Below are 3,359 nucleotides of genomic sequence, written 5' to 3'. Positions count from 1 at the left end.
GAATTCGTGCAGCGCTTCGCCAAGGGGGCGGGGCTGTCGACGGGCGATCTCACCTGGCAGGATCCCGGCGCCTTCGCCGAGCAACTGGGCGGGCTGATGCGCCTCGTCGCGGTCGAGCTGAAGCAGTTGCTCGCCGCCCGCGCCGAGAGCAAGCGCATCGCCCGCAGCGCCAACCAGACGATGATCCAGGCGCAGGACAACAACCCGCTGAAGTTCTCGCCCACAGTGGATGACGCCCTGCAGTTGATCTTCGGCAAGCCCAAGAGCGGCTATCTCAGTGCCCAGAAGGCCTTCGACGAGAGCTTCAAGGACCTGAAGGCCCATCAGATCAAGACCTATTCGGCGATGCAGCACGCATTGCGCATGCTGGTCGAGGATCTCGATCCGCAGGCCATCGCCGAGAGCATGGCGCAGGAGCGCGGCCTCGATTCCCTGCTCGGCTCGCGCAAGGCCAAGATGTGGGACGCCTATGTCGCCCGCTGGGACGCCAAGACGGCGCCATACGAGGACGGTCTGGTCGACGCCTTCATGCTCTATTTCGCCGAGTGCTACGACCGCGGCGGGAAGTAGCGGCTTCCATCCCACCGCGCCGCTTCGGGACGTGGCTCCTGAACCTCACCGTCATCCCGGGCTTGCCCCGGGATCCATCGGAGGGCTCCTAAGCTTTACGATGGATCCCGGATCGGCGCTGCTTCGCAGCTTGTCCGGGATGACTGCGTGGTTCCGAGCGAGGCAGGCGATGCCCTACGCACCCTTCTTCGCCGCCACCGCCGTGATTTCGATGTCGTGACCGGGCGAGGCGAGCTTCGCCTCGACGGTGGCACGCGCCGGCGCTGTGCCCTTCGGCACCCAGGCGTCCCAGACCTCGTTCATCTCAGCGATCTTCGTGATGTCGGTGAGGAAGATTTGGACGCTCAGGATGCGGCTCTTGTCGCTGCCGGCGGCCTCCAGCGTCTCCTCCAGCAGCGCCAGCACCTCGGTGGTCTGCTCGCCAAGCGGGCGGCCTTCGGTCTTCTCGGCGACATGGCCGGCGAGGAAGACGATGCCGTTGAAGATCGCGGCATCGCACCAGCGCTGCGTTACTCCGATGCGGTCGATGGTCATGGTCTTTCTCCTCGGCTGGGAATGGGGCGCGCGAGCCGCGCGTCCGCCCCTCCTAGCCGAGGAGCCAGGCCCCGTCAGCCGCCGATAATCACTGTGCTCAGGCCCATGGTGATCTTGTTGGGTGGCCCCACCGCCTCGATGATCGTATCGCCCACCCGGCAGGCCGAGAGCGCGTTGATCAGCACGGTCTTCGACCCGTCGATCACCACGCCGGGGCCATGGGGCGGCGCCGGCAGCAGCGTCAGGCAGTTGTGGATGTCGGCTCCCGCCGCAGCGCCCGTGATCATCGACCCCATGCTGGTGGCGGCTGTCGCCTTGGCGGTTTCCTCGGCAGCCTTCGCGGCCGGCGCACCGGGGGTGCCTGCGGCGGCGAGCGTCGCCGCTTCCGCCGTGGCGATGGCGGCGTCGGAGACTTGTCGCGCCGCCTGGATCGCCGCAGCCGCCGCGGCCGAGACGCCGCGCCAGGCCGGCATTCCGCCGATCAGGACATTGGGGCTTCCGGGCCCCGGCTGGAGCACGCCCGGCAGGGGATGCGCCACGAGATCGAGGACGCGGGCGGCGGGACCTGTCGGCATCGGGGGCTCCTCTAGACCTTGGCAGCGACTCTGCTGGACTGCCGGCAAACGCGCAACCGCGCATCCTTCAAGTCAATGACGGCAACGCCTTCGCGAGGTCCTAGCATTCGCTTGATGACGCTTGTTGGGGACCCGTATAAGGTCTCCGGCATGCCCTTGAGTGAGCGAGAGCCGGATGTCGTGGTACAGCAAGGTCGTCTGGTCGGAAGGGCTGTTTCTCAGGCCGCATCACTTCCAGCAGAGCGACCGGTATCTTGAGAACCTGCTGGAAAACCGCGTTCGGCACGTCACCCCTTACCCCTGGGGATTTTCAGTGCTGGAGATCGACCGCGACCTCGCCCAGCAGAGCCGCATCGGCCTGCGCCGTGCCGTCGGCGTGATGCCGGACGGCACGCCTTTCGCGATGCCCGACAACAGCCCCCTGCCCGCCGCGATCGAGGTGCCTGAGAACGCCGCCGGCCAGATCGTCTGGCTCTCCCTGCCGCTGGCCTCGCCCAACACCCGCGAGGTCGAGGACGCGCCGAGCGGCAGCGCCAGCCGCTACGTCCCGGCCACCGAGATGCTGATCGATTCCACCGCCTCCCTGCGCATCGAGGAGGAGATCGACGTCGCCCATCCCCGCCTGACGCTGGAGCTGCGCAAGTCGGCCAAGGCCGGCTATGTCGGGCTGGCGCTGGGCCGCATCCTCGAGGTGCGCGACCGGGCCGTGCTCTTCGACGAAAAATTCGCCCCGCCCGTCCTCGTCTGCTCGGCCTATCCGGTGATCGAGGGCTGGCTCGACCGGGTGATCGGCTGGATCGACAACAAGCTCGAGGAACTCGCCCGCTATGCCGCCGACCCGACGGCGGGCGGCGGCCTGCAGAGCGCCGACTACTTCATGCTGCAGCTCTTGAACCGGCAGATCCCGCAGCTGCGCCATCTGCGCCAGTCGCGCTATGTCCATCCCGAGCGGCTTTTCGAGACCTTCCTGGGGCTTGCGGGCGAACTCGCGACCTTCACCACCGCCGAGCGCCGTGCCCGCGACTACCCGGCCTATGACCATGACGATCTGGAGGTCTGCTTCACGCCGCTGGTGCGCGACATCCAGGACTTCCTCTCCGACAATCTCGGCCTCCGCGCCATCCGGCTCGAGATCACCGAGCGCGCGCCCAACGCCTTCATGTCGACGATCCGTGACCGCAGCCTGGTCCGCAACGCAACGCTCGTTCTGGAGGTCGCGGCGCGGCGTCCGCTGACCGAGATCCAGGCGCAGTTCCCGCAGCTCTTCAAGGTCGGCCCCAACACCAAGATGAACGAGATCGTCCATGCCCATCTGCCGGGCATCAGCCTCGTCCATCTGCCGACGCCGCCGCCGCAGATCCGCGCGCTGACCGACCACGTCTATTTCTATCTCGACCGGACCTCGGCGCTCTGGCCGGAATTCTCTACCGCGAGCTCGATCGGGATGCATTTCTCCGGTGACTGGCCCGATCTCGAGCTCGAACTCTGGGCCGTGCTCGAGGGACGGCGATGAGCGATCCCGGTTCGCCGTCCGATCCGTTCGGCCGTTCCGACCGGACCATCATCAGGCCGAACCCGGCCGGCCGCCGCGCACCCCTGCCCTCCCGCCCTGCCCAGGCCACGCCGGCGGCGCCAGCCCCTTACGCCCCACCCGCCGCCGCCTCGCCCGGCGTTCCCGGC

The 3,359-nt window shown here is 67.9% G+C and carries 4 protein-coding genes; 2 read left to right on the top strand and 2 right to left on the bottom strand.

Annotation, left to right across the window (positions count from 1 at the left end; genetic code table 11):
- The coding region (gene tagH, locus Q8M82_RS14800; protein ID WP_305692104.1) for a type VI secretion system-associated FHA domain protein TagH at positions 1 to 570 on the top strand (570 nt) is incomplete at its 5' end.
- Between the two features lie 174 nt (positions 571 to 744).
- On the opposite strand, the gene Q8M82_RS14795 is transcribed toward tagH, so the two are convergent.
- Positions 745 to 1,104 (bottom strand): RidA family protein, encoded by a 360-nt coding sequence (locus Q8M82_RS14795; protein WP_305692103.1) that lies wholly within the window; start codon positions 1,102 to 1,104, stop codon positions 745 to 747.
- A gap of 74 nt (positions 1,105 to 1,178) precedes the next feature.
- Positions 1,179 to 1,679, bottom strand: coding sequence for a PAAR domain-containing protein (locus Q8M82_RS14790; protein WP_305692102.1), 501 nt, complete (start codon positions 1,677 to 1,679; stop codon positions 1,179 to 1,181).
- A gap of 175 nt (positions 1,680 to 1,854) precedes the next feature.
- On the opposite strand from Q8M82_RS14790, the gene tssK reads away from it, so the two are divergent.
- Complete coding sequence (gene tssK, locus Q8M82_RS14785) at positions 1,855 to 3,192, top strand: type VI secretion system baseplate subunit TssK (protein ID WP_305692101.1); 1,338 nt, start codon at positions 1,855 to 1,857, stop codon at positions 3,190 to 3,192.
- Positions 3,193 to 3,359: the final 167 nt, after the last annotated feature.

Source organism: Allobosea sp. (assembly GCF_030694325.1).
Lineage (GTDB): Bacteria > Pseudomonadota > Alphaproteobacteria > Rhizobiales > Beijerinckiaceae > Allobosea.
This window is presented reverse-complemented; position numbering and strand designations above follow the sequence as displayed.

Coding starts and splice junctions, on each gene's coding strand:
- Q8M82_RS14790 (WP_305692102.1), bottom strand. CDS start 1,679: ATGCCGACAGGTCCCGCCGCCCGCGTCCTCGATCTCGTGGCGCATCCC.
- tssK (WP_305692101.1), top strand. CDS start 1,855: ATGTCGTGGTACAGCAAGGTCGTCTGGTCGGAAGGGCTGTTTCTCAGG.
- Q8M82_RS14795 (WP_305692103.1), bottom strand. CDS start 1,104: ATGACCATCGACCGCATCGGAGTAACGCAGCGCTGGTGCGATGCCGCG.